The organism is Streptomyces sp. NPDC041200 (assembly GCF_055591805.1).
On sequence record NZ_JBVIZF010000121.1, the window covers coordinates 1 to 2,372 of the forward strand.

General features: G+C 56.2%; 2 rRNA genes. Both read left to right on the plus strand.

The window, feature by feature from the left end:
* A 23S ribosomal RNA gene (locus tag ACZ6CL_RS42885) occupies window positions 1–2,177 on the plus strand; the annotation flags it as partial.
* A gap of 74 nt (window positions 2,178–2,251) precedes the next feature.
* A 5S ribosomal RNA gene (gene rrf, locus ACZ6CL_RS42890) occupies window positions 2,252–2,368 on the plus strand.
* Window positions 2,369–2,372 lie beyond the last annotated feature (4 nt).

The window sequence follows — 2,372 nt, forward strand, 5'->3', positions numbered from 1 at the left end:
GTGTTTCTTACTGGAGGTAGAGCACTGGATAGGCGATGGGCCCTACCGGGTTACTGACCTTAGCCAAACTCCGAATGCCGGTAAGTGAGAGCGCGGCAGTGAGACTGTGGGGGATAAGCTCCATGGTCGAGAGGGAAACAGCCCAGAACATCGACTAAGGCCCCTAAGCGTATGCTAAGTGGGAAAGGATGTGGAGTCGCAGAGACAACCAGGAGGTTGGCTTAGAAGCAGCCATCCTTGAAAGAGTGCGTAATAGCTCACTGGTCAAGTGATTCCGCGCCGACAATGTAGCGGGGCTCAAGCGTACCGCCGAAGTCGTGTCACTGCAGCATGTACCTCTAACGAGGGCTGTGGTGGGTAGGGGAGCGTCGTGTGCCGGGTGAAGCAGCACCGGAAGGTAGTTGTGGACGGTTCACGAGTGAGAATGCAGGCATGAGTAGCGATACACACGTGGGAAACGTGTGCGCCGATTGACTAAGGGTTCCTGGGTCAAGCTGATCTGCCCAGGGTAAGTCGGGACCTAAGGCGAGGCCGACAGGCGTAGTCGATGGACAACCGGTTGATATTCCGGTACCCGCTTTGAAGCGCCCAATATCGAATCCTCTGATGCTAAGGCCGTGAAGCCGCCCTGATCTCTTCGGAGTTGAGGGGAGTGGTGGAGCCGCTGATCCAAGGTGGTAGTAGGTAAGTGATGGGGTGACGCAGGAAGGTAGTCCAGCCCGGGCGGTGGTTGTCCCGGGGTAAGGGTGTAGGACGTCACGCAGGTAAATCCGTGTGGCATGTGTCTGAGACCTGATGCCGAGCCGATTGTGGTGAAGTGGATGATCCTATGCTGTCGAGAAAAGCCTCTAGCGAGTTTCATGGCGGCCCGTACCCTAAACCGACTCAGGTGGTCAGGTAGAGAATACCGAGGCGTTCGGGTGAACTATGGTTAAGGAACTCGGCAAAATGCCCCCGTAACTTCGGGAGAAGGGGGGCCATTGCTGGTGATGGGATTTGCTCCCTGAGCTGGTGGTGGCCGCAGAGACCAGCGAGAAGCGACTGTTTACTAAAAACACAGGTCCGTGCGAAGCCGTAAGGCGATGTATACGGACTGACGCCTGCCCGGTGCTGGAACGTTAAGGGGACCGGTTAGCTCCATTTCGGTGGGGCGAAGCTGAGAACTTAAGCGCCAGTAAACGGCGGTGGTAACTATAACCATCCTAAGGTAGCGAAATTCCTTGTCGGGTAAGTTCCGACCTGCACGAATGGCGTAACGACTTCTCGACTGTCTCAACCATAGGCCCGGTGAAATTGCATTACGAGTAAAGATGCTCGTTTCGCGCAGCAGGACGGAAAGACCCCGGGACCTTTACTATAGCTTGATATTGGTGTTCGGTTCGGCTTGTGTAGGATAGGTGGGAGACTGTGAAACTGTGACGCCAGTCATGGTGGAGTCATTGTTGAAATACCACTCTGGTCGTGCTGGATGTCTAACCTGGGTCCGTGATCCGGATCAGGGACAGTGTCTGGTGGGTAGTTTAACTGGGGCGGTTGCCTCCTAAAGAGTAACGGAGGCGCCCAAAGGTTCCCTCAGCCTGGTTGGCAATCAGGTGTTGAGTGTAAGTGCACAAGGGAGCTTGACTGTGAGACCGACGGGTCGAGCAGGGACGAAAGTCGGGACTAGTGATCCGGCGGTGGCTTGTGGAAGCGCCGTCGCTCAACGGATAAAAGGTACCCCGGGGATAACAGGCTGATCTTCCCCAAGAGTCCATATCGACGGGATGGTTTGGCACCTCGATGTCGGCTCGTCGCATCCTGGGGCTGGAGTCGGTCCCAAGGGTTGGGCTGTTCGCCCATTAAAGCGGTACGCGAGCTGGGTTTAGAACGTCGTGAGACAGTTCGGTCCCTATCCGCTGTGCGCGTAGGAGTCTTGAGAAGGGCTGTCCCTAGTACGAGAGGACCGGGACGGACGAACCTCTGGTGTGCCAGTTGTCCTGCCAAGGGCATGGCTGGTTGGCTACGTTCGGGAGGGATAACCGCTGAAAGCATCTAAGCGGGAAGCCTGCTTCGAGATGAGGACTCCCACCCCCTTGAGGGGTTAAGGCTCCCAGTAGACGACTGGGTTGATAGGCCAGATATGGAAGCCGGGTAACCGGTGGAGTTGACTGGTACTAATAGGCCGAGGGCTTGTCCTCAGTTGCTCGCGTCCACTGTGTTGGTTCTGAAATAACGAACTGTGTCATCATCCGGTTTGTTTGTTTCATAGTGTTTCGGTGGTCAAAGCGTTAGGGAAACGCCCGGTTACATTCCGAACCCGGAAGCTAAGCCTTTCAGCGCCGATGGTACTGCAGGGGGGACCCTGTGGGAGAGTAGGACGCCGCCGAACAATC